The sequence below is a fragment of the Pontibacter coccineus genome (assembly GCF_030546575.1).
GTDB classification, from domain to species: domain Bacteria; phylum Bacteroidota; class Bacteroidia; order Cytophagales; family Hymenobacteraceae; genus Pontibacter; species Pontibacter coccineus.
The window spans coordinates 201,010-227,988 of the sequence record NZ_JAUOTN010000006.1; the positions used below are offsets into that span (position 1 = coordinate 201,010).

Consider the following 26,979-nt stretch of genomic DNA (forward strand, 5'->3'; position numbering starts at 1 on the left):
ACAGGTATAGGTATAGCTCTTAAGAGGTATAGGTTTTTCAGGTATAGAAATTACGGAGCAAGGCGTTTACGTGCCCATTGCTGACCGGCTTGCTGGAACAGGATGCGGTCGTGCAGTCGATTCGGGCGCCCTTGCCAGAACTCGATGCGCTCTGGTTTCAGCACATAGCCTCCCCAATGCTGCGGACGTGGCACCACATCCAGGTTAGCGAAGTCATGCTCGTACTTTGCCTCCGCCTGCTCCAGTTCTTCGCGGCTGGTTATCGCGTGGCTTTGAGGTGAGGCCCATGCCCCGATCTGGCTCCCACGTGGTCGGCTGTGAAAATACACATCTGACACGTCCGCTGCCACTTTCTCGATCGAGCCCTCTATCCGCACCTGACGTTCCAGTTCTGCCCAGAAAAAGGTTATCGAAGCGTAGGGGTTCTCAGCCAGTTGCTTGCCTTTGCGGCTATCGTAATTGGTGAAGAACACAAAGCCTTCTGAAGAAACCTCCTTCAATAGCACGACCCGCGCCGCAGGGCGGCAGTCGGCAGACACGGTAGACAGCACCAGTGCCGTTGGCTCCAGCACCTCCGCAAGGATGGCTTCGTTCAACCATACCTTGAACTGGTCGAGCGGGTCATTGGAGACAGATTCTTCTGAAAGCGCCTGCCGGGAGTAGTTCTTCCGGATAGAGGCAATGTCATGTTGGAGCGCCATAGCGAAAACGATGATTTGCCCAAAATTATAAAATAATCGGCTGCAGGTTAAATTTTAATTAATATTGCAATAATTTAAAAATATTTTATAAAATTAGAAGACTTATTTCCAGTGTTGGCAGGCTTTGTGTGGTCAGCGGATGTTTTTAATTGACTTTGGCATTTTACAGGATTTGTACCCTAATGTGTTGTTTCCGTAAGAAGGTATAAACAGCAATTGCCAGGCCTGCCAGGCCAGAAGTTTATGTAAGGTATAGCCACTAAAACCTGGAAACCAATGGAGGAAGAAAGCGAGAATAAGCCACAAAACGGCAGTATACTGATATCGGAGCCATACCTGGGCGACCCAAATTTTGAGCGCACCGTGGTTCTGATCTGCAGCCACGTGGAAGGCGAGGGAACTTTCGGACTGGTACTGAACCGTTTGTCAAACCTTAAGCTGTCTGACGTGGTTGATATATATAATGATACCTTTGAGGCCGAGTTAGGTATAGGGGGGCCGGTGCAATACAACACTTTGCACTACGTACACCAGATAGCAGACCTGCCTCAGGCTGTGCAGCTGAACGACAACCTGTATTGGGGAGGGGACTTTGAGTCGCTCCGTACGCTGATTGGCACCGGCGAAGTGACACCGGCAGATATCAAGTTTTTTCTTGGCTACTCTGGGTGGACGCCCGGCCAGCTGCAGGAGGAGATCGACAAAAATGTTTGGATCGTGAACAACAATGCTGCAAATAAATTATTTAATTTGGAAGCAGATACGCTTTGGCGTAACATACTGCGCCAAATGGGCGGTAAATACAAGGTACTTTCAAACTACCCGGTAGACCCCCGCCTGAACTGACAAAAAGTGGACTAAAAACTGAAGTCATGACAACTGATAAACAGCACACCGACGCAAACGGGGCTGAGGCCAACAAGCCACTGCCGCAAGACGAAGCACAAACCAATGGGCAGCAGGCCTCGTCACCGATGGATATTGTAGAACAGCGTCTCGCTGAGATCAACGCACAGAAAGAGCGCGCACAGGACAACCCATCAGATGCAGGTGTGCCTAAAGAAGATCAGCCTGAAATTAACCCGGAACTGGCTTCTGAGGCAGAAACATCAGAAACAGAAAAAATAACCGAAGCTTTTGCAGAAGCAAACCTTCCTGAGGCCCAAGCTGAAGTACCAGCTATAGAAGCAGCTACTCTAGCAGAATCAGCTGATATTTCCTCCAATGCTACCTCCGTACCTGACACGGCTGCCGCACAGGTACCTGTAGCTACTGCTGCAGAAGAGCACCACGACGAAGAAGAGCTGGATGAGGATGACCACACGGACTATAGCGTGATGCCTCTGGAGGAACTGCGCAATCACCTGACGCAGCTTCTCAAAGTGCCTGACGCAAAGCGCAAGTATAAGAAGATACAGGAAATCCATCGCCAGTATGAAGATAAGTTTCAGGTTGAAAAAGGCCAGGCACTTGATCGATTCCGTCAGGAGGGAGGCACCGAAGAAGATTTTGACTACCATGCACCTGTCGCACACACAGAACTGGAACAGCTCTATGCCGCTTACCGTGAGGCACGTTACCAGGACCGACAACACAGCGAAGAACAGCGTGGCCGTAACCTGGATCGCAAGCGCGAGTTGCTTCAGCAACTGCGTGCCCTTGTGGAATCGGCTGAGACCAAAAACAGCAGCGACGAATTGAAAAAGCTGCAGGGAGAGTGGAAGAGCATCGGACCAGTGCCGCCAGGTGAGGCGCAGGAACTGTGGGATTCGTATCATGCCCTGCTCGACATTTTCTACAACAACCGCAGCATGTTCTTCGAAATGAAGGAGCTGGACAGGCGCCGTAACCTGGATGCGAAAACTCAGCTAATTGAACGTGCCGAGGCCCTTCAGAACGAACCTTCCATCAACAAAGCCCTGCAGGAACTGCGCCATTTGCATGAAGAGTGGAAGAACATAGGACCGGTGCCAAACGAGCAGCGCGACACGATCTGGGAGCGTTTTATTCAGGCTTCTGAAAAAGTACACGAGCAACGCCGCTCGTACATGGAAGAGCGCAAGACAGTGGAGATGGCTAACCTGGAGAAAAAGCGCGGGCTACTGGCTCGTTTGCAGGAGTTCCAGAGCTTCAATACGGACCGCATTAACGAATGGCGTGACAAGACAGACGAGATCCAGAAACTCAAAGAGGAGTGGGACAGCACCGGTCTGGTACCGAAAGAGTTTGCCGAAGAGGTCAACAAGAACTTCTGGGGCAATTATAAGGCTTTCTTCCAGCACAAGAATCAGTTCTTTAAAGGCCTGGATGAGCAGAAAATGCAGAACCTGCGTCTAAAGACGGAATTGTGCGAGCAGGCTGAGAGTCTGAAAGAAAGCACAGACTGGAACACCACCAAAGAGAAAATGATCCAGCTTCAGAAGAAGTGGAAAACGATTGGTCGCGTGCCAGACAAACACTCCGATAAAATCTGGCAGCGCTTCAGAGCGGCTTGCAACGAGTTCTTTGACCGTAAGCAGGTACAGGAGCAGCAAAAGGGCGCTGAAATGGAAAAACTATCTTCTGAAAAGCTGGCCCTCTGCGACCGTCTAACAGAAGAGCTGGCACAGCCAAACACGACCACTTCGCTTGATGACTTCAATGGGATCGTAGCAGAGTGGGATACACTGGATGCCGGCAATAAGCGTGTGAACGCGCGGGTGGAAGAGCGGTTCCTGTCTCTGATGGAGCGCTACCTGGAGCGTGTGCCAGACCTGCATTACGACGACCGTGCTACCATGCTGGCGCAACTACAGGTAGACCGTCTGAAAAACAGTCCGGATGCCTCGCAGAAGCTGTACCAGAAGGAGCAGACGATCCGTCGCGAGATCTCGCAGCTGCAGAACGACATTCAGACACTGCGCACCAACCTCGACTTCTTTGCGCGATCCAAGAATGCCGATAAACTGCGTGAGGAGTATGAAGGCCGTATAGACGACACGCAAAAGCGCATCGATATCCTGCAGCGGCAGCTAGCCGCTTTCAGAAGATAAAAATTTCTGTTTGATACTCAAAAGCTTATCGTAAAAGGGCAAAAAATCCTGCAACGGGTATTTGTATATTAAAATCCTTATTATACCTTTGCAACGCTTTAGAACGATAGGGCACCACAAATAAAGTATCGCCTCCTTAGCTCAGCTGGTAGAGCAACTGACTTGTAATCAGTAGGTCGCTGGTTCGATCCCGGCAGGGGGCTCAACTTTATTTGTAATTTTACCGCCTCCATAGCTCAGCTGGTAGAGCAACTGACTTGTAATCAGTAGGTCGTTGGTTCGATTCCGACTGGGGGCTCTTAAAAGGCTTCAGAGAAATCTGAAGCCTTTTTTGTTTTTATACCTTTCTAGTTTCCCCTCCAGCTGCTCCTTTCAACGTTTTTGGCCCAAAGCGACTGCGCCTATATATGCTTTTTCAAGTTTTATGACTTATTTTGGGGATTCACCCATGCACTGAACACAGCTTATGCAACTGATAGAAGTAAACACCCCGGAATTGGCTGAAGAGTTTATAAAAATGCAGGTCAAGCTTTATCGCAAAGACCCGAACTACATCCGCCCGCTCGACAAAGATGTGCACCAGGTGTTCGACCCCAAGAAAAACAAGCTCCTGCGTGATGGCGAAGTGATCCGCTGGCTGCTGCGGGAAGACGGGGAAACGATTGGCAGGGTTGCCGCATTCATCAACAAAAAAACAGCGAACTCCTTTGAGCAGCCAACGGGCGGCATGGGATTCTTTGATTGCATAAACGACCAGCAGGCGGCTAACACACTTTTCGACGCCTGTCGCAACTGGCTGCAGGAACGCGGTATGGAAGCCATGGATGGCCCTATCAATTTCGGTGAGCGCGACAAGTGGTGGGGGCTGCTGGTTGACGGCTTCCTGGAGCCAACCTATTGCATGAATTACAACCATCCCTACTACCAGAGACTGTTCGAGAACTACGGCTTCCAGCTATACTTCAACCAGTACGTTTACTACCGCACTGTAGAAGACCCGCTTAATCCGGAGTACCATGAAAAAGCGCAGCGTGTGCTGTCGGATCCGGACTATCGCTTTCAGCACATCGACAAGGGTAACCTGGACAAGTACGCCGAGGATTTCAGGGTTGTGTACAACAAAGGCTGGGTAAAGCATGAAGGTGTGAAACCCATGGGGGAAGCACAGGCAAAGTCTATTATGAAGGCTTTAAAGCCAGTGCTGGATGAAAAAATCATCTGGTTTGCCTACTACAAAGGTGAGCCCGCCGGATTCTTTATTGCTATACCTGAGCTGAACCAACTGTTCAAACATGTCAACGGGAAACTGGATACGTGGGGCAAGATCAAATTCATTTACCACCGCTGGAGAGGCTCCTGCAAGACCATGTACGGCATTGTATTCGGCATTACGCCAGAGTGCCAGGGCAAAGGCGTGGAGGCCGCCATGGTGGTGTCTGCAGCCAAACTGGTGCAGGGCAATCCCAACATCCCTTACTATGACATGCAGATGAACTGGATCGGGGATTTTAACCCGAAAATGATGAAGGTAGTGGAGCAGGTGGGCAGTCGCGTCCTCAAAACGTATGTGACCTATCGTTTCCTCTTCGACCGCGAGAAAGAGTTTAAGCGCGCACCGATCATCAAGTAAGCATGGATTCACTGACACAGATCGTACTGGGAGCCGCCGTAGGCGAGGCGGTGGCTGGCCGCAAACTGGGCAACAAGGCACTGCTTTGGGGCGCCATTGCCGGCACTATACCTGATCTGGACGTACTGGCCAATCCGCTCCTGGATATGGTTGGCCAACTGAGCTTTCACCGCTCCATCACACATTCATTCTTTTTTGCGATCCTCGCTTCGCCACTCCTGGGCTGGATGCTTTGGCGGCTCTACAAGAATGAGCATGCCACCTTCCGGGACTGGACCCTGTTGTTTTTCCTGGGCTTCACGACCCATGCCATACTGGATAGCTTCACCACCTGGGGCACCCAGCTCTTCTGGCCTTTCAGCAATTACGGCGTAGCGTTCTACAACATCTTCGTCATCGATCCACTGTACACGGTTCCTTTCCTGATCTGCGTGATTGCGGTGCTGTTCTATGACCGTCGAAACCCAAAAAGACGGCGCTGGAATAATGCCGGACTGATCATCAGCTCGCTCTACCTGGTGTTCTCGTTCGGGGCACAAGCCTATGCTAAAAATGTTTTCAGGAACAGCCTGGATGCGCAAGGTATAAGGTATGATTCAGAGATCGTGAAAGCCACTCCCATGAACACCCTGCTCTGGTCTGTTACAGCAGCAACAGAGGACGGCTATTACAACGGCTTCTACTCCTTACTGGACCAGGACCAAAACATCAGGTATAGCTTTGAGCCACGTGAGGAACAGTTGCTGGATACGTACCGGGGTGATCCGAAAATGGAACGTCTGCTACAGATCACAAAGGGCTACCATGCGGTAGAGGAAGCTCCTGAGGGGATTCATATCAAAGACCTGCGTTTTGGTCAGTTCGACGGCTGGCGGGAGGGTAAGGGCCAGTACGTATTCGTATACCATGTGTGGCGTGAGAAGGATGGATCCCTTCACTTTGAGGAGATCAACAACCGCCCGAAAATAGACGGTGATTATCTGAAAGCTTATTTGAACCGAATACTGGGTAATAAAAATTAATTTAGGCGTATGACATCAGCGAGATGGTTGCTTAGCGGCAAAAAAGCCGTGGTCACAGGTGGCTCCAAAGGTATAGGCGCCGCCGTAGTGGAAGAGTTAATCGGATTGGGCGCTGAGGTGCTGGCAGTGGCACGCAAAGACGCGGACCTGCAGCAGTTGCAGGCGAAGTTTCCGGAGGGATTGGACGTGCTGGTTGCCGATGTAAGTACGGCAGAAGGCCGGCAGGCGCTGCTTGCTAAAGTCAATAACCATTGGGGAGCCCTCGATATACTGGTCAACAACGTAGGTACGAATATCCGTAAACCAGTAACAGATTACACCCCGGAAGAATACGATTTTGTGATGAGCACGAACCTGCGCTCTGCTTTTGAACTGAGTCGTAGCTTTTACCCGCTGCTCAAAGCCTCTGAGCAGGGCAACATCATTCAGGTGACCTCCGTGGCGGGCCTGACACATGTGCGCACCGGTGCCATTTACGGCATGACAAAAGCAGCACTGGTGCAGCTCACCAAAAACCTGGCAGGGGAGTGGGCCGCGGACAGGATCCGCGTGAACGCCGTCGCTCCCTGGTACATCAGCACACCGCTCGCCCAGACCGTGCTGCAGAACGAACAATACCTGCACGAAGTGCTGCTCAGAACCCCGATGCGTGTGATTGGCAAACCCGAGGATGTGGCAGGTGCCGTGGCCTTTCTCTGCATGCCGGCGGCAGCCTATATAACGGGCCAGACCCTGTCAGTTGACGGTGGATTTACAATAAACGGTTTTCACCCGCTCTAAGCTACAAAACAGGTATAAAACGAGCGTTTTAGCTAGCTAAACTATCCCCTGAAACGCTGGTTTATTAATCCAAATTTCACTACTTTTGTATGATAAGGATTCAAGAGCAAAACACCTGTTTTCAGCGCTCTTCTTAACCCGACATGCATGGCAAAAATTAGATTGCTTTTACTCTTTAGCGCTGCTCTGCTGCTTCTGACTGTTTCATCCTGTAAACCATTGTGTCCGATCTCCTCCTGCCAGGTGCGCATGGAGCACTTGCATGGCGAACAGGAATTCCGTGGCCAGCCCATTTACAAAAAGCAAAACCCTAAAATAGGCGAAAAGCTACCAAAGCAAACAGAGGAGGTGCGCAAGCGCACCAACGACAAGAGCCAGCGCAAGAATTAACGAATGTAACAGGCTTTAGCCTGAAATTATATTATCCAACACAAAACTATTATTTAGACCTTGAACATGAACGAAGGCGAACGAATAATACCGATCAACATTGAAGACGAGATGCGCGGTGCATACATCGATTACTCAATGTCTGTTATCATTTCCAGAGCCTTACCTGACGTGAGAGACGGCCTGAAGCCAGTACACCGCCGTGTGCTGTACGGTATGTCCGAACTGGGGGTATCTTATAACAAATCCTATAAGAAGTCAGCCCGTATCGTAGGAGAGGTGCTGGGTAAATACCACCCCCACGGTGACTCCTCGGTATACGAGACCATGGTGCGTATGGCACAGGAGTGGTCGCTGCGCTACCCGCTGGTAGACGGCCAGGGTAACTACGGCTCGATAGACGGTGACTCGCCAGCCGCGATGCGTTACACGGAGGCCCGCCTCAAGCGTATTGCCGACGAGATCCTGGCTGACCTGGAGAAAAACACGGTGGACTTTGTGCCCAACTTCGACGACTCCCTGAAAGAGCCGTCTGTGATGCCGGCCAAGTTCCCCAACCTGCTCGTGAACGGTACATCCGGTATTGCGGTAGGTATGGCCACCAATATGGCGCCGCATAACCTGACCGAGGTGATCAATGGAACGATCGCTTACATCGACAACAGAGACATCACCATAGCTGAACTGATGCACTATGTGACGGCCCCTGACTTCCCGACAGGTGGTATCATCCATGGTTACGACGGTGTGAAGGCTGCTTTCGAGACTGGACGCGGTCGTGTGCTGATGCGCGCGCGCGCCAATTTCGAGACAAATTCCGCTGGTAAGGAGCAGATCATTGTAACGGAAATCCCTTACATGGTAAACAAGGCTTCTCTGATCGAGAAGACTGCTGCCCTGATCAACGACAAGAAAATAGAAGGTATATCCGACTTACGAGATGAGTCGGATCGTGACGGCATGCGCATCGTGTATGACTTGAAGCGTGATGCTATACCTAACGTAGTACTCAACAACTTATACAAGTACACGGCACTGCAATCATCGTTTGGCGTGAATAACGTGGCCCTGGTAAAGGGACGCCCGATGACGCTGAACCTGAAAGAACTAATTCATTACTTCGTAGAGCACAGACACGAGGTGGTGATCCGCAGAACGCAGTTCGAACTGGACGAAGCCAGAAAGCGTGCCCACATTCTGGAAGGCTTGCTGATCGCCCTCGACAACCTGGACGAAGTGATCAACCTGATCCGTTCGTCACGCGACCCGGAGATTGCCCGCAATGGCTTAATGGAGCGCTTTGCGCTGTCAGAGATTCAGGCACGTGCTATACTTGACATGCGTCTGCAGCGCCTGACCGGTCTGGAGCGCGACAAGATTCAGGCAGAGTATACAGAGATCATGAAACTGATCGACTACCTGACGTCTGTTCTGAATGACGAAGGCCTGCGTATGCAGATCATCAAAGACGAGTTAAATGAAATAAAAGAGCGCTACGGTGACGGGCGCCGTACCAGCATCGAGGCTTCCACCGGCGACATCTCTTACGAGGACATGATTCCGGAAGAGAGCATGGTGATCACCATTTCACACGAAGGCTACATCAAGCGCACCTCGCTCAGCGAGTACCGCAGCCAGAGCCGTGGTGGGGTTGGATCAAGAGGGGTGGCCGCATCTAAGGAGAGCGATTTCACAGAGCACCTTTTTGTTGCCAGCACGCACCATCACATGCTGTTCTTCACGGAGTTTGGCCGTGTGTTCTGGATGAAGGTATACGAGATCCCGGAAGGAGGGAAGACCACCAAAGGACGCGCCATTCAGAACCTGATCAACATCGAGAAAGACGACAAGATCCGTGCGGTGATCAATGTGCGTGACCTGAAGAACCAGGACTTCGTACTAAACCACAACCTGGTATTCTGTACAGAAAAAGGCACTATTAAGAAGACTGTGCTGGAGGCTTACTCCAGACCTCGTACCAACGGCATTAACGCGATCACGATCAACGAAGGCGACCGTTTACTGGATGTGCAGCTGACAACCGGCAACAGTGAGATCATCATCGCATTGGGCTCAGGCCGTGCCATTCGCTTCAACGAAACTCAGGTTAGACCAATGGGTCGTAACGCTGCTGGTGTGCGCGCCGTAACACTAGCCGGACCAGACGATAAGGTTGTTGGTATGGTTTGTGTAGAAAACGAGAGCACAGAACTGCTGGTAGTATCTGAAAACGGATACGGAAAGCGTTCCTTGCTGGAAGAGTACCGCATCACAAACCGCGGCGGAAAAGGCGTAAAAACCCTGAACGTAACGGACAAGACCGGTAAACTGGTGGCTATCAAAGGTGTGGTCGATACCGATGACCTGATGATCATCAACCGTTCGGGTATTACGATCCGTCTTCGTGTAGCTGACATCCGTGTTATCGGCCGGGCCACACAGGGCGTAAGGCTGATCAAACTGACCGAAGGCGACCAGATTTCGTCTGTAGCGAAAGTGGAGATGGAGAACGAGGAAGAGGTAGCCGAAGCTCTGATGGAGCAGTCGGAACTGAAGCCGGAAGACTCTCTGCAGCCTGACACTCAGATAGATCCTGAGGTTGCCGAAGATGAAGTTTAATCTATAGATGGAATTATATTTTATTTATTAATCGTTTAACAAACAAACAAAAACCAATCTCTGAAAAGTATGAAAAAAATACTGATGACAGCCATGGCAGCCGTAAGCGTTCAGGTTGCTGTCGCTCAGAACTCGGCCGTAAATAGCGCCGTGCTTAACCACAAGAACGGCACGCTGGACAAAGCGCTGGCTGACATTAACAAAGCGATAGAACACAAAAAGACACAGGATAAAGCAAAGACCTGGTTCTATCACGGTGTGATCAACCAGGACCTGATCGGGAATCCGATCTACGGCAAACTGGCTACGGAGCAAACACCAGAAGTAGTGCTTTCCTCTTTCAACAAAACAATTGAGATTGACGGTGAGAACGGTCAGTTCGGCAAAATGGTGCCTGAGCGTAAGGAGATGCTATACGGTCAAGTTCTGAACCAGGCGGTAGAATTCCATAACAAGCAGGACTGGGACAATGCCATCGCCAAGTATGACATGGCTTCTAAAATAAACCCAACTGATACAACAGCTGTTCTTTATTCTGCCTATGCTGCAACTGCTAAGCAGGATTATGCCTCAGCGGTGAAGTATTATGATAAGTTGATCAGTATTGGTCACACAACGGAAGATGTTTACAAGAACAAAATTCAGTTGCAGCAGGCTATCGAAGCACCAGATGATGTAGTAATGGCATCTATCGCTGCTGGCCTGGAGAAGCACCCGAACAGTGTATACCTGATGCAGGAAGAGCTGCGTTACTACCTGAAAAACGACCGCGCTGACGAGGCGATGGCCAAACTAGACAAGGCAATCGCAGCTGACCCTAAGAATGCCAGCCTGTATGCCGTTCGCGGTAACCTGGAAGAGCGCAAAGGAAACATCGACGCTGCTTATAAGAACTATAAAAAAGCAGTAGAGGCGGACCCTAACAACTTCGACGGATTCTTTAACCTGGGTGTGTTGGAATACAACAAGGGCAGCGAGTTCAACAACAAAGCAGCTAAAATGGACTATGCTACTTACAAGAAGCAAGGTGCAGCACTCGAGAAGCAGGCCGTGAAGCATTACGAAGCTTCTTTGCCATACTTCGAAAGAGCTCTTGAGATTCAGCCAGAAGATCAGGCCACTCTAGCTAACCTGCAGCGTGTTTATACGCGCCTGAAGCGTACGGCTGATGCGGAGAGAATCGGCAAGAAACTGAAGAACTAATCTTATTCTTAAAGAATAAGAGAAAGAAAGGGAGCCCAAAACGGGCTCCCTTTCTTATTGCCACATTTATTACTTAACATAATATAAATTATAAGACTAATTATATACGAGTATAAATACTCTATAATAAGTGTCACTGATAATATACTTTATGTTAAGTAAATGTATTTAATTTGTACACCAAAGTAATTACAATTTCCTTGATTTGATTTTACGCAGCGTCTCCTGCAACCAATCTGTGGGTATGTTGTTCGCTTTGGCTAGCTTGATAGCGTTCTGTATGTTAGACTCAGCTCCTTTATAATCCTCCAGTCTGTAAAGCAACACCGCATAGGTATGAAAGTATGCCACTGTCGGATCCAGTTCAACCGTGCGCTTGCTCCAATTCGCTGCATTATTCAGGGCCAGTTTGTTTGTTGTGCCGGTTTGGTACATGTGGTATGCCGCGTTGTTCAGTTCCATGGTATAGGAACTTGGCGCCGTCTCAAATCGCATCACGGCCATGGTCTCTTTATGCTGACGGACATCTCTCATATTTTCAGCCATTGCTGCACCAGACGCTCTGCGTTCCTGTAATAACTGTTTTTCCCGAGCTACAAGCTTTGCAGCAGAATCCTGGGTTATAGTCATGAAGTAGCGGTTGTAGTAATGAATGGCCCTTGGAATATAACTTGCTGTATCCTTGGTATTTCTATGGAAGCTAAGCATGCTATTCAGGTATACCCGCTGTCCGCGTGCCCGATCATTTGCCCAGGTGTTTCTTACAAAACCAGCGCCATGCTCCGCCATACGTTTATCTTTCAACTCAACTGCGTTCCGCATGGTATTGCCGATGATCTTATTATTGATCTCAACCCGTTTTACATTCGGTAAACTCCTATACAGGCTGTCCACCAGGCGTTGGTCCTGGCGAGCATACCGATAAGCGCGGCTATCTACCACAGGTCCAAACTCATAAATAAAGATCACTTCAGAAAAAGATAATATACCTGCATCTGCCAGGCTACCGGCATAAGCATCGAGCAATCCGGCTTCCGGCTCCACTCCCATTTCTTTGTGCAACTGCAGGTATTGTCTCAAAAAATCAACGTCTCTCCGCCCCTTTTCAAACTCCTCCCGGAAATAACCCAGGTTGTGTGTGCTGTTCTGCTTGTCCTGAAAGACCTTAATGTCGCTTAGATAGCGCTGTGGGGAGGAATAATTTCCGTGGTTGCGGTGTATCAGCATGCCATCTGAATTCAGGTATAGGAAGGTCGGAAATGCGCGAATGTTATACTTATTGGACAACTGATTACCAGCCCTGGATTTGTACGGGGCTTTAAAGTTGACAAACTGACTGTTAAAAGCCGCTGTAACTTCCGGATGGTCTAACCCCGATCCTACCATCTGTTCACGCATTTGCCTAGGTACATCCTTGGAGATCTCAGGCCCGGAAACAAGGATAAAAACTGGTTTATTCAGTTGCTGCGCCTTCACCAAAACCGCATCCAAAGAATCCTGCTCGAAATTGATGCGCTGGTTGTAGGCGCTGTGGCTGATAAAGGCAAAGCAAAATAGAATAATAAAAGTTTTCATACTATTGTTCGGATGGTGTCTTTATACTCTTAAATATAGCAAAAACAAGATACTATAGGGTGCTTTGAATGCATTTAATTATTTAACATAAAAAAAGTAGCCAGATACGTCATCTGGCTACTCCTTCTATACCTGTTATAGGTTTTTAAGCGATCAAAATCGTATTTGCCTGGTTAATTTCTGAATGGGCGAAATACTGCTCGATCTTCGGTTCATGATCGAGTCTGGCGTATTCTTCGTCGCCACCTCTAGCCCAGCCAAGCAGTGCCAGGGCTATGGCTGTTGCAATGGCAATAATAAAGGCCGGCCACCAGCCGTCTACCTTAAAATTACGCACCAGCATATCCACCAGCTTGATCATCAGCGCCGTCACAATAAGGCCGATAATAGCTTCGAGCAGGAAGAAGGACACCAGATTAAGCACCCCACGCAGCAGCCAACCGATCGTCGCATTGAACAGACCGATCAGAAAAGCCACCCACAAAGCTGTAAGAAAGCTCTTGACGTGCACCTGTGGCAGTGCGTAGGACAAAAGCAGGATGACACCGGCGCTTACTAATAAGTTGAGTAAAAAGTCCATAGTTTGTAGTGATTTAGTTTCATTTTTTTTTTGTCCTAATACGGATACAAACTTTAATGGATATTCTCACCTATATTTTTGTGATACACAGGCAGCTATTGCTGTTTCAAATAGCTGTCTTTCAACTTGCTACGGAAAGCATCTTCGAACTTTAAAACCTTAGGCCGGGCAATGGATACGACATAAGGGTCGTCGGGATTGTTGCGGTAATAATCCTGGTGATAATCTTCTGCAATCCAGAATTTGCCAGCTGGTTTAAGTTCTGTTACGATCATGCTACGGAAGGTACCAGCATCTTCAAGAGCGCGCATGTAGTTACTGGCCTGATTTCGTTGCTTGTCGTCGTGATAGTATAAGGCGGATCGGTACTGCTTGCCTACATCAGGTCCCTGGCGATTTAAGGTAGTCGGATCGTGTGTGGCGAAAAACACCTCCAGCAACTCCCGGTAAGAGATTACGTCCGGCCTGTACCAGATGCGTACCGCTTCGGCATGGCCTGTTTTACCACTACTCACCTGCTCGTATGTGGGTCGCTGCTCTCTCCCACCAGTATAGCCGGACTCTACGCGGTCTACGCCTTTAAGCCGTTCAAAATAAGCCTCCGTACACCAGAAACAGCCGCCTGCAAAAGTAGCTTTGCTAAGCCCAACGGTATCCGGACTATCGCCATAACTGTAGGCACTTTGCTGCAAGTAAGTTCGCTGCTCTCCACCGGATTCTGTGCACATCCAAAGCAGCAATAATAAGGGGAAGAAAAGAAAGTTATATTTACGGATCATACGCCACAAGCCTTTCTATTGGCTACGCTAATTTAACCGCACTGGATAGGTTTTTGTTAAAAATTTCATCATTTCACTCCCGCACAGTCTCTCAAACTTTGTCCTGCACCTGGATGGCGTGTTTTTTATCGGCAATCACTTTGTCCAGATCCCACTCTACCCGCTTGTTGAGCGGTGCCCGCCGGACGTTGCAATCTGATTTGGTGCAGATGGGGCAGGATACTTCCACACAGGGGTCGGTGTGTATGAACAGCTCAATATCCGGGTCAATCTGCTCCCGCACCAGCGCCCCTACGGCTTCGACTTCTTCGTGCGCTTCCAATACCGTCAAGTACCAGGGCACAGTCAGGTGGCAGTCTATATGCAGCGTGTTGCCATACTTGATCACACGCAGGTTGTGAATATCAATCCAGTTTTCGCGGCGGTTATCGTTCAGCACGCGCACAATACGCTTGAGTAGTTCATAGTCAGCCTCATCCATGATACCTGCCAGCGAGGCCCGCAAAATACGATAGCCTGTGTAACCGATGAAAGCACCGAACAGAATGGCCACAGCACTGTCCAGCCATACCTGCCCGGTGAGGTATAGCAGCAGCAGCCCGATCAGTATACCTGCTGTGGAATAGGCGTCGGTTTTGAGGTGCTTGCCTCCGGCCACCAATACCATGGAGTTGGCCTTGTTGCCCCGCCGCTCGGTCACATAGCCCACTGCGAAATTGATTATACCCGAAATCGCAATTAGGTATATACCGGCATCGAGTCTGGAAATGACCTGCGGCTCAAACAGGTTATAGAAGGATTTGAGAATGATCGCCCCTCCTGCCACCAGAATGAGGGAACCCTCCAGGGTAGCAGCCACGAACTCAATCTTTCCGTGCCCATAGGGGTGGTTGTGGTCTCTCGGTCGCGCGGAAAGCACCAGGCTATAAAGTGAAAACCCACCGGCCACCACGTTGATAATGGACTCCAAGGCATCTGTGAGTATAGCGTTGGAATTGGTTAGATAATAGGCCAGGAATTTGGCAAGAAGCAGCAAAACGCCCACTACAAGCACAAGTAGTTGCATGCGAACGTTCTCACTTTGCTGCGGCGGCATTTTATTCATTGCTAGAGCTGGGTTTCGGCAGGTGCGTGGCACACCATCCTATACCTCACAAGATACTAGGTACAGTTTCCTGAGGCAAACGAAAAGGAAAATAGTGGATAGAAATAGCGGTCAATATCCTCAGCTCAGCGTATCTGTCAGATCGAGCCAATTAGGGTTCATGGATTCTACAAGGCGCAGATGATTTTCAGGTCCGGCCGATTTGATGCGGTTCTCACGCACACGGGCTACCTCTTCCAGATCATAGTGTTCGTAATACACCAGTTTGGCCTGTCCGGAGTAGCCATCTTTGCCAGCCATCTGCTGGAGCAGGTCTTTCGAAACGCCAATGCTTAGCTCTAGTTGGGACTGATCGCCCACGATGTAAACATAGAAGTGATTTGTGTGTTGGTTTGGCTGCATGGCTTAGGTGAGTTTGTAACAAGGTATACGAAAGTAGCATCACCTTGTTAGAAAACCTGCAGCCACTGACGGGCATCCTCCGGAAGGAAGAAAGTACGCATCGCAATGCCGGTGCTATTGTCCACCGTTTTGTCAATTTCCATCTGTGTGAAGAATTCATAAGAATACACCCAGGCAAAATACTGCACCCCTGCTTCACGCAAACCGGGTATCCAAACCTTGTTCATCCATTTGGTGTCACCCGAATGGCCTGTCACCTTCGAGTTGTCATTCAGAATTTTAGTAATCTTATATTCATTCACATAGTCAAGTATTTTCAAACAGCCCGAATGTCCTTTTGCTGAGTCCAACCACCCTTGCCAATTTGATAGTAACATTTTGTCTCCCGCATTCACCCTGATCTCCAGGTAATCAGTGCTGTGTACCAACTGTTCTTCATTTTCATGTACATATAACATAACAATAGCTCGGATTATCCTTTCCTTGTATTTTTTACCATAGCTCCTGATCTAATGTTACTTATACTAAGTTATTCATTGAACTATCCTACTAATAACTCATTAAATGTAATGCATTTGAACTATAGCACCCCTAACTGTTATTGTACTTATACGGCCTACTTATTTGAGAACACACATGAAGCAATATAGCAACAATTATTGCCAGATCAGCTACAACCCTTCCACCAACCAACTATACCTGAAATGGCTGCTTCCACCAGATGAAGCGGCGCTACTTTGCGGTTACGACAAGGGACTTGACATGGCCATTTCTAACCAGGCGGTGAGTTGGGTAACTGATAACAGCATCGGCTTTCAGGTAGACTTGTCGATGCAGCACGCCTTGACGCAAATGGTAGCCGGCCGCATAAAGCAGACTGCCATAAAGCGGTTCGCACGCGTCACGCCCATCGATGTATTCCAGGAACTGGTCACGCATAAGATAATTAGCCAGATCAACGAGCTGACCGTGAACTGCATCGAATCCGAGGTTTTTCATGACCCGAAGGATGCCAAGGCCTGGGGTACCCTGGTAAGTCTATTATCCGTTAATTGAATTCCGGAACGGAAGCACACCAATACTGAACACATGGCACTAGGACCAAAACTAACCGAGAAACTGGACAAACTGTATGCGCCCGACAGTAAAGTGGACCAGCACTACAATGGCAAGGACCTTACCTTCATTACCAATGAAAATGGAGAACCAGTTACCTTGTTTATCGGCAAGCGACTGGATGATGGGGCGATCTCAGGGGAGCGCTATGTGCGTAAAATTGTGCGCGACAACAAAACAGGCAAGGTGGTACGCAGCCACTGGGACCTAAAGGGAAAAGTCACCAGAAGCACCTGATACTACAGCTCCTGCATGTCAAAATCTTTGCCCCGGCCATACTTGATCAAATCGTTCAGCAAGAACACATCCAGCGTATGCAGGTCTTTTACCAGGTAACTGCCCTCCTCAGGCATATCCAACACCTGAAACTCAAAGCGCTCGCCGTAATTCTCCATCACATACTTCTTCCCTTTTCTCAGGTTGTCAAACGATATGGCCATGCCGTGTATTCTTCTTGTATATTTTCGGCAAGTATAGGCAGCTTTCCGTTCATTTCTTTCCAGATAGGCTATCTTTGCCGAAAATAAATTAAGTTGTTAGAGATCATATACGAGGACGAAAGCTATGTAGCGGTGAACAAACCCAATGGGTTGCTGGTGCACCGTACACGCATAGCTGAAGAGAAAAAGGAGTTTGCCCTCCAAATGCTGCGCGACCAATTGGGCTATCCGGTATACGCGGCACACCGGCTCGATCGCGGCACGTCCGGCGTACTGCTCTTTGCTAAAAACCCGGAAGCCGTTGCGCCACTGGTAAAAGCTTTTGAAGAAAAGCAGGTAGACAAGGTATACTATGCCATCGTGCGTGGCTATACCCCCGAAAAGGATACGATCGACAGCCCTATCCGTCCCGATAAAGACCACCGGCACAAGGCGTCTCAGGACGCGGTGACGCACTACGAACGTTTGGCCACTACAGAGCTGCCTATACCTGTCGGCCGCTACAGCACGGCCCGTTACTCGTTGGTAAAAGTGCAACCCGAGACGGGGCGCATGCACCAGATCCGGAAGCATTTTGCGCACATCAGGCATTACATAATTGGTGACAAGCGGCACGGTGACTGGCGACACAACCAGATGTTCCTTGAGCAATTGGAGTCCCCGATCATGCTGCTGCACTCGGCCTCGCTGGCATTCACTCATCCTTTTCAAGACAGTTTGGTCCGTATACAGGCACCGTTGCCACAGCACTTCGAACGGCTTTGTTTGCAGTTTGGCTGGGAGTCGGCTTTACAAAAAGAAGGGTTTGCATACCTCCCTACTTTGGAATCAGGTATGGCGTAGCATCTGGTTCACCATTTCGAGTTGTAGTTGCGCCACGAAGGCATTGCGGGAATCGGCGTTGAGGGCGGTTAGCAGGTAGGCCATACGTGACAGGCGCCAGTCCTGCACCACTTCTCCGTTTATGGAGCGATACACTACTTTAAAGTTTTCCTGTAGTGGCACGTGCATGCAATTACACACCTCTGTGGCCCGCTTTACCGCTTCACTCAGCTCCTGCAGGTTCTGACTGCCTTGCTGCTCCAACAGATCACTGGCATAGCAGGTCAGGTTGCTATCGGCCAGGCTGTCAACAAAGCTATCGATCGGACTGTGGATAGTGAGGTGGTCGATGGTCATTAACATGGCATTCGGGTTCAAATTCAACTTTACTTTTATACACTGGCTGTCTTACGCTGGTGCAGTTCCTTGAGCCGTTCCATCAGGCCCCGCTCCTCTTCTGTGAGATGAACCGGTAGCTGCACCTCTATCTTTACGTACAAATCTCCGTGCTGGTCTGCTTTGCCGTACACCGGCATCCCCTTTCCGCGCAGGCGCAGGGTTTTGCCATTCTGCGAACCGGCCGGTATTTTAAGCTTCAATTTGCCGGTCAACGTGTTAACATGCTCCTCCCCTCCCAGTATGGCGGTATACATGTCGAGATTCAGCCTCGTGTGCAGATCATCCCCTTGTCGCTCGAAGCCTGGAAGAGGTTGCACCTGCACACGTATGTAGAGGTCTCCGGCCGTGCCACCGCCCATAGCTGGTCCGCCTTTGCCTTTGATCTTGAGCACCTGGCCATCCGCCACGCCGGGCTTCGTCGTGATCCGCAGTTGCTGGCCGTTCACGGTTAGCAGGCGGGACGTGCCGCTGTAGGCTTCCTGCATAGTAATGAGCATCTCCGCTTCGTAGTCCTGGCCTTTGGGCGCCCGCCTGCCGGAGCGGAAACCACCGCCCTGCTGCGAAAAACCTCCTCCGAAGAACTGCTCGAAGAAATCGGAAAAGCCGCTGCCTCCACCGAACATATCGCCCATGTCGCCTTCGTAGTAAGTGCCCCCGCCCCCGACGGGTCTGCCCTGGTACGGACTACCTTGCTGCTGGAAGTGCCGCCAGTTGGAGCCCAGCTCTTCGTACTGCTTGCGCTTTTGCTCTTCTCCCAGCACTTCGTAGGCCTCACTGACATCCTTGAACTTCTCTTCAGCTGCTTTGTCGCCTTTCGTCTTATCCGGGTGATACTTTTTGGCTAATGCCCGGTAGGCCTTTTTGATCTCGGCCTGGGAGGCAGACTTCTCTACACCTAGAATCTTATAATAGTCCTTGTATTCCATACTCTTTAAGGTATAAAGGTCAACTACAGGTATAAAACGCAAACCTGCACAGGGGGTTAAGCAGGTATAAAACAAAAAGCACCACCCCGGAAGGCAGTGCTTTTAATGAGTGGGTAAAGCCTGAACTTTAGATGGTGTCTGTCACAACGAGTAGCGCGTAGATCACACCCGGAATCCAGAAGAGGAGCGTCAGGATAAGGCTGATCCAGAATTGTGTACCTATACCTACGTGCAGGAACACAGCCAAAGGAGGAAGCAATACAGCCAGGATGATCTTAATAATGCTCAGATCACCTCCACCGCGACGATCCTGTTTCAACGCCTCACGTACCTCCTTCTTAAACTCCTTTTTCTCTAACTTGGTCATACTGGCAAGACGCTCTTTCGCCATGGCCATCGCTTCTGCTTCAGTAATGGTTACCTCTTCTGCGGTAGCAGGGGCAATCGGGGCAATTTTAGGAGCCGGAGCTACAGGAGCCGCAGGTATAGCAGCACTTGCCTCCAACACAGGTTCCGCTACCGCTTTCTCCGTTGCTTTCTCTTCAGCTGCAGCCATGGCAACTTCGCTCAGTGATATCTCGGGGGCTACTTCCTGCTTTGCTGCAGGCTTCTTCATGTCATGGTAAGGCGCCTGCTTGTGGCCTGCAAACTCATAGTACTTGGCTGAGCTACAGGCGAACATCAGTTGGGCAGCTATCAGTACAAATACCAGGTTAAGTAAACTTTTGATCTTCATAGTTTTAGAATTTAAGATATTAAATTAAAAAGATTGATCCCGGGTTAAGGGCATATGCTATATGGATGAGTTGGTGCTCTGGTTATATGCAAAACTCTTCATATATATCATACAGTACTGTATTACAACATATTTTGTTCTCTAAATAGTATTCTTCGAAAACATAGCTCCCTTACAGTTTACCACCTCCTGAAGTGTGCGGGCCAACAGCGTCTGTAATTCCTGCCAGCGGGCACCTCCCTGTTGCGGGTATTTCTGGTTTACCTCAAGCTCGATGCCCACATACTCATCCTCCGTGAATTTGCGCCGCAGGTATGTCGGAAAACCATCAGCTATACCCAGGTAGGGATAGTTGAAGCGGACCAGCAGGTTTTTGTCTGCTTTATTCAAAGCGGCCTTCCACTTTCTGCTGAAATCCTGCTCGTGTTTCCGTTTAGGGTCATAGAGCAGGCCAACGTCCGCCTGGCGCTCCTCTCCATCAAGCTCCGGCGTGAAGGTATGCACGGCCACATGCAGCACACACCTGCCCGCCGAAACAAAATCCGAAACCATTTGCTCTACCTGCTCCCGGTAGGGTTTGTAGTGTTTTTCGAGCAAACGCGCCTTTTCAGCCGGTGGCAGCACCTGGGTGTAAGCTGAGAAAAGCCGGGCATGGTGCTGGGAGCGGTTTAATTCAACTAATAGCCGGCTGGTCTCCGAATAAAAACCTACATCCGCCATTGGTTTGAGGCTGTTATACAGATCCAGCGCGCCAATGTCGTAGCCCTGGTGGGTGGTTAGCACTTCCTCATGCCCTTGGAATAGGGGTGCATAGGCAGCGGGAATCAGGTTACCTCCGTGTTCGCATGTCAGTAAAAGTCTCAGCATGGTTTTTCAGGTATAAAAACACTGCCTTGTTGCAGGCAGCGTGCCAGGCTCAGGTATACACGCCGGATGTCCTGCTCGCCTGGGTGTTCGCCCAGCGCTTCCACTATACGCTTGGAAAGACAGCCGCGCGACAAAATTACATTGAGGGCATAGGCTACATGAGGCTGCTCTTCGAGATTTAGCGTTTCAGATACGATGTGCTTCCACAGTTCGCCAACAGTGCAGTTGTCTTTGCAGTCGAAGCCAAAGCAGTCGATGAACTCACGGTCGCTGATCACGACTTCCTGGCCGCTGCGCACCACCTGCAGAAAAAGGTCCGACAGACGGTTTTCGTCCCATTGCTTCAGTTTGTCTATACCAACCCAACGCTCACCTACCAGCGCCTGAATGGCAGCCACAACAGCCTGCAGCACGGCCAGGTCCGCTACCGGACTCTCCTGAATGTCGATGATGCGAATCTCAATGGCGCTGCGGTCAAAGCGGGCGATGGCACCGCGTGAGTTCAGGAATTCTTCCTGCAGTACCCCCTCCGGATCGTGTGGCGCTACCGCCGCATACATCCGGTTGAGGATCTGCTCCTGGTAATCTTTTTGCGTGAACACAGCCTCGGGTACTACCTTGCCTGCAATGGCCGGAATCTTGCTTTGGTTTTGGCGGTATACCTCCAGGCGGGTGTCCAGTAAACCGGAAACCTTGCCGTCCAGCACAGGCGACGAAGCGGCCAGCGCAGGTATAAGGGGCAGCACCATCCGGATGGCCGCGTGCAGTTTTCCGAACTCTTCGTCGTTGCCGAAAGGCAGGTTCAGGTGCGTGCTTTGCAGATTGGCCCAGCCATGTCCGCGGCAGTCAAAAATGCGGTTGTAGGCCTCGTACACGGCATTGTGTTCGTGAGGCCACAGTTTGGTTTCCTGGAAGGGGTCCATCAGCGGGTGCGCTCCCGTCGGTAGCAGCATGGCGTTGTGCTTTTCGAGCAACTGGTTGATCTTCCGGACATGTTCCTGAAAATCACTCTCTAACCCTTCCAGGGTATGGGCGGGTGCCTGTGTTTTCAGTTCCACCACGTGCAAGACCAGTTCGTTGGACCAGGCCATTTTGCCGAACTCCACATCTGACACGTAGGCGCCTACCTCGTCATAGATCAACTGGTCTGTAATGGGCCGTACCTGCAGGATGTCCCTGTCCACGATCATGTATTCCATTTCCACACCATAGCCTTCAAACAGGTGCAGTGTCGCGGGTTTAGTACTCATCTGTTCTAACGTTCTTGTTGTCATCTATGCGTTTCTTTATGGATTTAAGGATGGAGGTATACAGCTCTTTTTTGAGTATCTGGTCTTCGCAACCGGCGTCGATGCTGGGGTTGTCGTTCACTTCTATCACGTAGGCTTTTCCGTCAATCTCTTTAATATCCACTCCATACAGCCCGTTGCCGATCAGGTTCGCCGCCTTAATGGCCGTGTGCAGCACCGCGAAGGGCACGTCTTCAAAGGGTACCGTTTCGTGGTCGCCCTCCGTGTCGTTCTTTTTACCGCTCCAGTTATAGATCTGCCAATGCCCTTTGGCCATGAAGTACTTGCAGGCGTAGAGCGGCTGCTTGTCCATGATGCCGATGCGCCAGTCGAAGTCCGTCGGGGTGAATTCCTGGCCAATGATTAGTTCAGAGTCTACCAGCATCTCGTCCAACTCGCGCTGCAGTCCTTCGCTGTCTTTGGCCTTCACAACGCCCTGCGAAAAAGAACTGTCCGGTTTCTTGAGCACGCAAGGTATACCTAACTCCTGCTCCACCAGATCGCGGTTGTCTTTGTGAATAATCATCGTCTTAGGGATTGGCACTTTGGCTTTGGTGAGCAGCTCGGCCAGGTATACCTTGTTGGTGCAGCGCAGGATCGAGATCGGGTCGTCGATCACCACCAGACCATCGGCATACGCCTTGCGGGCGAACTTGTAGGTATGGTGGTTGACCGAAGTAGTCTCGCGGATAAAGAGCGCATCAAACTCGGGTAGCCGGCGGTAGTCGTCTTTGGTGATCATCTCAACATAAAAGCCCATGCTCTCCCCGGCCTCTACGAAGTGCTGCAGGGCCTTTTTGTTAGACGGGGGTTCACTCTCGTTCGGGTCCACCAATATGGCCAGGTCGTAGATTTTGTTGCGCCCGATCTTGGCGCCCGAAAAGCGATGTCTGGCAAAGTAGGACTTGGCAAAACGCACCAAATAGCGCCAATGGTGCTCCGGCACGTCATTAATAGGTATAGCCGAAATACTTTGCAGCACCCATTCATCTTTGTAGACAAACTGCGCCCGCAAGAGCGGCGCCTGGAACAGGTCGTGCAGTTGCTTGCAAAGCTTCTCGTACTTCTGCGCCACGTTCTGCCCGAAGTAAATACTCAGGGTAAAGGACTTGGATCGCAGACTGCCCAGGGTCTTGTGGATCAGGTCGTTGAGCTCCACGGTAATGGCCCGTACAATGGTCGGGCTTTTGAGGTCCTGCATGGTGGCCACGCTGGGTATAGGTTTGTGTCCCCGCGCCTCGGCCAGCAGAGATACATAGTAACCGGCACTCTGGTATTTGTAAGAACGGCACAGGTTAAAAATGCGGGCATGCTTTATGTCCGTATAGGCGGTGTCTGTCAGGTAGGTTTGCACATCCACCACCTCTACGTCTTCAATCGCCACATCCCAGTCTTTGGGATAATCCACTACAACTATTTTTCGCATGGTTTATTCGTCGATGGGTTCAGAGTCCACTGGTTTGATGGCCAGCAGGTTGGCATCAAAAGTAGCCATGCCCAGCATAATGGAGTTGAGCAGGTGCGATGCTTTCACCTCATAGTAATTGTTTTGAAAAAAAGGATTCTCCTGGTACGGATCCGCCACCACAATCTGCTTCTGGTCATCGGCAAAGCCGCATAGCACCACAAAGTGGCCCATCGGGTAGCCACTCACGTCGTCATAAATGGAGTTGCCGGCTTCATCGCTCGTTTCCCGGGCGCTCTGGTACAGGTACGTGGCACTAAGTCCTGTGAGCAGCGGGATGCCTTTCTCAAAATACTCCCTCAAAAGTACTTTGGTCAGGTCGGTACAGCGCAATTCGCCGCCTCTCTGCAAAAAATCAATGTAAGCTAGGGTGGCCCGTTTGAATTTGGCGCCTTTCTTGAACTGAAGCTGATCCTCCAGTTTCACGATGATTTCCTCATTGCTGAGGAGGAACCAGGTAGGATCAAAAATATGCAGGTTGTAGGTATAGATGCGGGCTTTGTAGCCCCGCTTCAGGGCGTGGCAGGCTAGCAGTACCTCCAACGTACCGCCTTCGTCCAGGTATGGCACTTCTTTGATGACCTCGCTCAGCGAGATGGGATCTTTGAAATAGCGATACACCGCATGCAAACTGGTAGGTCCGCAAGTGGAGTCGTCAGGTTGCGTATGGATCTTGATCGGAATCACAGGCAGCTTTTTTGTGTTGCACTCAATAACAGTGTGCCTGTTATACGCGGACTATGAAAGAAGTTATCTGTATTTTAGAAAGAAGAAGTAACAGTATGCCGCAGTTTCAGTGCTATTTCTGCGCTAAATAACCAGGTATATATTGGGGAATATAGGCCGAAAACGTATCTTGTCTTTAACCTAAATCTTGTTTGGTATGAACTGGGCCTATCGGATTACAAAACGTGATAAAGTGGCATTTGCGCTGGGTTCAGTGTTTGCTATCATTATTCTGGCGAACTGGTTTGCCAGCTACAGCATTGGGCGGGTGAGTAACCAGTTCAGTGAGGTGTACCACGACCGGCTGGTGCCTTCGCTGGTTATTTCGGATGTGATGGAACGCTACTACCAAAACCGCCTGACCCTGGAGGACCATATTCTTTCAGGCTCTGCCTCAGAACATGACAGTCTGCACCAGCTTGTGGTGGCAAATACAGTAGAAATCGACGCGCTGATCGATCAGTTTGAAAAAACTTACCTGATCGAGCGGGAAAGTGCTCGGTTGGCTACTTACAAAAAGGAGTTCGGAAAGCTGGTGGCGGTGCAGGACCGCATCTTAAAACTGAGTAGTGAAGGAGAAAAAGCACAGGCAGGGCACCTATACCGGACAGAAGGGCATCAGGCATTTTTGCATCTGCTGGAGCCACTGCACGAACTGATCAAACTGCAGGGAGAAGTGGGAAAGGAATTGTACCAGTCTGCTGACCGTCAGGTGAAAACGCTGAAAGTGCTCTCATACCTGGTCATCGGTATGGCGGTTTTTATCGGCCTGCTGGTAGCCACGCTCCTGCAGGCTACCCGGAAATTGAACAACATCAAGCCGCAGAACTACCATCTGAACTGAGGGAATTTGAGAGTTTAAGAGTTGAGGAGTTTAAGAAAACAGGGCTTAGTCCATACTAAAAACATCAAAGGCCTGCATAGTAGCAGGCCTTTGATGTTTTCAAGGTATAAGAAATTAAATAAGCAGTGCACTAGCCTTCCAAAAGTTTTTCTAATTCATCATTCCACACCACTCGAACTCCTCAACTCTTAAACTTATTTCACCAATTCGCTCAACGCCTTTTCTGCCCTGTCGAATTGGAAGCCGCTGATGGCCTGGTCCATCAACGCGGCAATTTCCCCGTTGCAAAGATTGCCGATACTACCCTCATGGGTATGGGTGACGGACTCCGGTACGGTGAACGTGCCTGCTTCAATTCGTTCGCCCACCACTTTATAGGCATCCCGGAACGGCATTCCAGCCAGCACCTCTGCATTGACAGCATCTACACTGAATGCATACTTATACTTCTCTTCCTCCATGATCTGATCGCGTACCTGTAGTTGCGGCAACATAAAGGACATCATCTGCAGGCAGTCTTTCAGTTCAGTTATGGCCGGGAAAAGAGATTCTTTGAGCAACTGCAACTCCCGGTGGTAACCGGACGGCAGGTTGACAAGTAGCATCGAGATCTCCGTTGGCAGCGCCTGCATCTTGTTGCACTTGCCGCGCATGATCTCAAACACATCCGGGTTTTTCTTGTGCGGCATGATGCTTGAGCCGGTTGTGAGGTTGTCCGGCAGGCTCACAAAAGCAAAGTTCTGGCTCATGTACAGGCACAGATCCATGGACATACGCGCCAGCGTGGCCGCCACCGAAGCCATGGCAGTGCTCACCACCCGCTCCGTTTTACCGCGGCCCATCTGTGCATACACCACATTGTAATTCAGGGTGCCGAATCCGAGCAAATCTGTCGTTAGCTGGCGGTTGAGCGGGAATGAAGAGCCGTAGCCTGCAGCCGATCCCAGCGGGTTTTTATCTGTAATTTTATAAGCTGCTTGCAGTAACAGCACGTCATCTACCAGACTTTCAGCATAGGCGCCAAACCACAGTCCAAAGGATGAAGGCATGGCCACCTGCAGATGCGTATAGCCAGGCAGCAGTTTGTCTTTGTGACGCACGCTTTGCTCCTGCAGCACATCAAACAGGGCTTTTACTTCCTGCACCAGTTGCTGCAGCTCGTAGCGCAGGTATAGCTTCAGGTCTACCAGCACCTGGTCGTTGCGAGAGCGGCCACTGTGAATTTTCTTGCCGGCCTCTCCCAACTTGCGGGTCAGCTCCAGCTCTACTTGCGAGTGAATGTCTTCCACACCTGGCTCAATCTCAAAATCTCCAGCCACGATGCGATGGTAGATGTTTTTCATCTCCTGCTGCAAAGCATCCAGATCTTCTTTCTCCAGCAAGCCCACCTGCTCCAACATACGCGTGTGCGCCAAAGATCCGAGCACATCGAAAGCAGCCAGCTGCATGTCAAATTCCGGGTCGCGGCCAACGGTAAACTGTTCGATCTCCTTTTTGACGTTGGTGTTCTTTTGCCAGAGTTTCATGTTTT

General features: G+C 50.2%; 28 protein-coding genes and 2 tRNA genes. 14 read left to right on the top strand and 16 right to left on the bottom strand.

Annotated features, from left to right (window positions below; all coding sequences use genetic code 11):
- Positions 1 to 50: 50 nt before the first annotated feature.
- Complete coding sequence (pdxH, locus tag Q4E40_RS15150) at positions 51 to 701, bottom strand: pyridoxamine 5'-phosphate oxidase (protein ID WP_303413340.1); 651 nt, start codon at positions 699 to 701, stop codon at positions 51 to 53.
- A 276-nt stretch (positions 702 to 977) separates the two neighbouring features.
- On the opposite strand from pdxH, the gene Q4E40_RS15155 reads away from it, so the two are divergent.
- From Q4E40_RS15155 to Q4E40_RS15200, 10 genes are all read left to right on the top strand, one after another.
- Complete coding sequence (locus tag Q4E40_RS15155) at positions 978 to 1,547, top strand: YqgE/AlgH family protein (protein WP_303413341.1); 570 nt, start codon at positions 978 to 980, stop codon at positions 1,545 to 1,547.
- 26 nt (positions 1,548 to 1,573) lie between these two features.
- Positions 1,574 to 3,733 (top strand): DUF349 domain-containing protein, encoded by a 2,160-nt coding sequence (locus Q4E40_RS15160; protein ID WP_303413342.1) that lies wholly within the window; start codon positions 1,574 to 1,576, stop codon positions 3,731 to 3,733.
- Positions 3,734 to 3,863: 130 nt separating this feature from the next.
- Positions 3,864 to 3,936: transfer RNA gene (locus Q4E40_RS15165), tRNA-Thr, on the top strand.
- 22 nt (positions 3,937 to 3,958) lie between these two features.
- Positions 3,959 to 4,031: transfer RNA gene (locus tag Q4E40_RS15170), tRNA-Thr, on the top strand.
- A 168-nt stretch (positions 4,032 to 4,199) separates the two neighbouring features.
- Entirely contained in the window at positions 4,200 to 5,363 is a 1,164-nt protein-coding gene (locus Q4E40_RS15175; RefSeq protein WP_303413343.1) for a hypothetical protein, read from the top strand.
- A gap of 2 nt (positions 5,364 to 5,365) precedes the next feature.
- Complete coding sequence (locus Q4E40_RS15180) at positions 5,366 to 6,385, top strand: metal-dependent hydrolase (RefSeq protein ID WP_303413344.1); 1,020 nt, start codon at positions 5,366 to 5,368, stop codon at positions 6,383 to 6,385.
- 9 nt (positions 6,386 to 6,394) lie between these two features.
- On the top strand, positions 6,395 to 7,165 hold the full coding sequence (locus tag Q4E40_RS15185; RefSeq protein ID WP_303413345.1) for an SDR family oxidoreductase: 771 nt from the start codon (positions 6,395 to 6,397) through the stop codon (positions 7,163 to 7,165).
- A 147-nt stretch (positions 7,166 to 7,312) separates the two neighbouring features.
- Complete coding sequence (locus tag Q4E40_RS15190) at positions 7,313 to 7,555, top strand: hypothetical protein (RefSeq protein WP_303413346.1); 243 nt, start codon at positions 7,313 to 7,315, stop codon at positions 7,553 to 7,555.
- A gap of 66 nt (positions 7,556 to 7,621) precedes the next feature.
- Complete coding sequence (gene gyrA / locus Q4E40_RS15195) at positions 7,622 to 10,174, top strand: DNA gyrase subunit A (protein ID WP_303413451.1); 2,553 nt, start codon at positions 7,622 to 7,624, stop codon at positions 10,172 to 10,174.
- 69 nt (positions 10,175 to 10,243) lie between these two features.
- Positions 10,244 to 11,377: a tetratricopeptide repeat protein gene (locus Q4E40_RS15200; RefSeq protein ID WP_303413347.1), complete on the top strand. Its 1,134-nt coding sequence runs from the start codon at positions 10,244 to 10,246 to the stop codon at positions 11,375 to 11,377.
- Between the two features lie 189 nt (positions 11,378 to 11,566).
- Here the strand turns inward: Q4E40_RS15200 and Q4E40_RS15205 are convergent, their stop codons facing one another.
- From Q4E40_RS15205 to Q4E40_RS15230, 6 genes are all read right to left on the bottom strand, one after another.
- Positions 11,567 to 12,952 (bottom strand): thioredoxin domain-containing protein, encoded by a 1,386-nt coding sequence (locus tag Q4E40_RS15205; protein WP_303413348.1) that lies wholly within the window; start codon positions 12,950 to 12,952, stop codon positions 11,567 to 11,569.
- Positions 12,953 to 13,097: 145 nt separating this feature from the next.
- Positions 13,098 to 13,532: a phage holin family protein gene (locus Q4E40_RS15210; protein ID WP_303413349.1), complete on the bottom strand. Its 435-nt coding sequence runs from the start codon at positions 13,530 to 13,532 to the stop codon at positions 13,098 to 13,100.
- Between the two features lie 95 nt (positions 13,533 to 13,627).
- Positions 13,628 to 14,260 carry a peptide-methionine (S)-S-oxide reductase MsrA gene (msrA, locus tag Q4E40_RS15215; RefSeq protein WP_303413351.1) on the bottom strand — a complete coding sequence of 211 codons (633 nt, stop codon included), beginning with the start codon at positions 14,258 to 14,260 and terminating at the stop codon, positions 13,628 to 13,630.
- A 142-nt stretch (positions 14,261 to 14,402) separates the two neighbouring features.
- Positions 14,403 to 15,416, bottom strand: a complete 1,014-nt coding sequence (locus Q4E40_RS15220) for a cation diffusion facilitator family transporter (protein ID WP_303413353.1) — start codon at positions 15,414 to 15,416, stop codon at positions 14,403 to 14,405.
- 120 nt (positions 15,417 to 15,536) lie between these two features.
- Complete coding sequence (locus Q4E40_RS15225; protein WP_303413355.1) at positions 15,537 to 15,818, bottom strand: GIY-YIG nuclease family protein; 282 nt, start codon at positions 15,816 to 15,818, stop codon at positions 15,537 to 15,539.
- Between the two features lie 47 nt (positions 15,819 to 15,865).
- A complete protein-coding gene (locus Q4E40_RS15230; protein WP_303413356.1) occupies positions 15,866 to 16,138 on the bottom strand; it encodes a hypothetical protein in 273 nt (90 codons plus the stop codon).
- A 316-nt stretch (positions 16,139 to 16,454) separates the two neighbouring features.
- On the opposite strand from Q4E40_RS15230, the gene Q4E40_RS15235 reads away from it, so the two are divergent.
- Positions 16,455 to 16,874: a hypothetical protein gene (locus Q4E40_RS15235; protein WP_303413358.1), complete on the top strand. Its 420-nt coding sequence runs from the start codon at positions 16,455 to 16,457 to the stop codon at positions 16,872 to 16,874.
- 33 nt (positions 16,875 to 16,907) lie between these two features.
- Positions 16,908 to 17,171, top strand: coding sequence for a hypothetical protein (locus tag Q4E40_RS15240; protein ID WP_303413359.1), 264 nt, complete (start codon positions 16,908 to 16,910; stop codon positions 17,169 to 17,171).
- 2 nt (positions 17,172 to 17,173) lie between these two features.
- On the opposite strand, the gene Q4E40_RS15245 is transcribed toward Q4E40_RS15240, so the two are convergent.
- Positions 17,174 to 17,374: a hypothetical protein gene (locus Q4E40_RS15245; RefSeq protein WP_303413361.1), complete on the bottom strand. Its 201-nt coding sequence runs from the start codon at positions 17,372 to 17,374 to the stop codon at positions 17,174 to 17,176.
- Between the two features lie 93 nt (positions 17,375 to 17,467).
- Here Q4E40_RS15245 and Q4E40_RS15250 point away from each other — a divergent pair, with 93 nt between their 5' ends.
- Positions 17,468 to 18,217: a pseudouridine synthase gene (locus Q4E40_RS15250; protein WP_303413362.1), complete on the top strand. Its 750-nt coding sequence runs from the start codon at positions 17,468 to 17,470 to the stop codon at positions 18,215 to 18,217.
- On the opposite strand, the gene Q4E40_RS15255 is transcribed toward Q4E40_RS15250, so the two are convergent.
- The 7 genes from Q4E40_RS15255 to Q4E40_RS15285 form a co-directional block, all read right to left on the bottom strand.
- Entirely contained in the window at positions 18,203 to 18,559 is a 357-nt protein-coding gene (locus Q4E40_RS15255) for a hypothetical protein (RefSeq protein WP_303413363.1), read from the bottom strand. The genes Q4E40_RS15250 and Q4E40_RS15255 overlap by 15 nt on opposite strands.
- A 29-nt stretch (positions 18,560 to 18,588) precedes the next feature.
- On the bottom strand, positions 18,589 to 19,521 hold the full coding sequence (locus tag Q4E40_RS15260; RefSeq protein ID WP_303413365.1) for a DnaJ C-terminal domain-containing protein: 933 nt from the start codon (positions 19,519 to 19,521) through the stop codon (positions 18,589 to 18,591).
- 127 nt (positions 19,522 to 19,648) lie between these two features.
- The gene (locus Q4E40_RS15265; RefSeq protein ID WP_303413367.1) at positions 19,649 to 20,257 is read right to left on the bottom strand and encodes a YqaE/Pmp3 family membrane protein; all 609 of its coding nucleotides are present in this window, start codon (positions 20,255 to 20,257) and stop codon (positions 19,649 to 19,651) included.
- 141 nt (positions 20,258 to 20,398) lie between these two features.
- Entirely contained in the window at positions 20,399 to 21,124 is a 726-nt protein-coding gene (locus Q4E40_RS15270) for an N-formylglutamate amidohydrolase (protein ID WP_303413368.1), read from the bottom strand.
- A complete protein-coding gene (locus Q4E40_RS15275; RefSeq protein ID WP_303413370.1) occupies positions 21,118 to 22,374 on the bottom strand; it encodes a carboxylate-amine ligase in 1,257 nt (418 codons plus the stop codon). Before Q4E40_RS15275 ends, Q4E40_RS15270 begins: the two co-directional genes overlap by 7 nt.
- Positions 22,364 to 23,839 (bottom strand): RimK family protein, encoded by a 1,476-nt coding sequence (locus Q4E40_RS15280; RefSeq protein ID WP_303413372.1) that lies wholly within the window; start codon positions 23,837 to 23,839, stop codon positions 22,364 to 22,366. The genes Q4E40_RS15275 and Q4E40_RS15280 overlap by 11 nt, the downstream gene beginning before the upstream one ends.
- 3 nt (positions 23,840 to 23,842) lie before the next feature.
- Positions 23,843 to 24,565: a cysteine peptidase family C39 domain-containing protein gene (locus Q4E40_RS15285; RefSeq protein ID WP_303413373.1), complete on the bottom strand. Its 723-nt coding sequence runs from the start codon at positions 24,563 to 24,565 to the stop codon at positions 23,843 to 23,845.
- 196 nt (positions 24,566 to 24,761) lie between these two features.
- Here Q4E40_RS15285 and Q4E40_RS15290 point away from each other — a divergent pair, with 196 nt between their 5' ends.
- Positions 24,762 to 25,448 (top strand): MCP four helix bundle domain-containing protein, encoded by a 687-nt coding sequence (locus Q4E40_RS15290; protein WP_303413375.1) that lies wholly within the window; start codon positions 24,762 to 24,764, stop codon positions 25,446 to 25,448.
- Positions 25,449 to 25,642: 194 nt separating this feature from the next.
- Here the strand turns inward: Q4E40_RS15290 and argH are convergent, their stop codons facing one another.
- Entirely contained in the window at positions 25,643 to 26,974 is a 1,332-nt protein-coding gene (argH, locus tag Q4E40_RS15295; RefSeq protein ID WP_303413377.1) for an argininosuccinate lyase, read from the bottom strand.
- Positions 26,975 to 26,979 lie beyond the last annotated feature (5 nt).